Origin of the sequence: Chromohalobacter sp. HP20-39 (genome assembly GCF_033052815.1) — a bacterium.
Taxonomy (GTDB): domain Bacteria; phylum Pseudomonadota; class Gammaproteobacteria; order Pseudomonadales; family Halomonadaceae; genus Chromohalobacter.
On the sequence record NZ_JAWHTP010000143.1, the window covers coordinates 1 to 459 of the forward strand.

A 459-nucleotide genomic window follows, 5' to 3' on the forward strand; every position below is an offset into this window, starting at 1 on the left:
CCGGTGCATAGGAAAGAAGCATCGCTTCGCTCATGGCATTGACCTCAAGAACACGGAAAGATCGGGAGGCATCGCCCGATTGATTCGAGCGTAGCCAGCCAGCGCCGTTGGATGTTGATGGGCATCAACCGAAACGCCGGTGACCGAACAACCCGTGGAAAAAAGCGCGATGCGCTCAACAGAAGCATGCGGGCCGGCCGTCGGCCTCTTGCATCACGGACAGCACTTCGTCCAATGCAGGATCCGGCCGGAAGATCGTGATGCCCTTGAGACGAAACTGCCACGCCTGAAAGAGCAACGCCCCCACCTCGGCGTGCGACACCCCGCCCGCGACAAGAACCGTCTTGGAGATCGAAGCGTCAATGAATGGCTGCAGCGCAGCGACCATGCGTAGATGATCCATACCGGCTACCTGTCTTGCGGTGACGAAGTAGTCGGGTAACGCAGCGTGGTCTCCGT

At 59.5% G+C, this 459-nt stretch carries 1 pseudogene; it reads right to left on the reverse strand.

What is annotated here, in order from left to right:
• Positions 1–175 precede the first annotated feature (175 nt).
• A pseudogene (locus tag RVY79_RS17355) lies at positions 176–459 on the reverse strand (hypothetical protein); the annotation flags it as partial.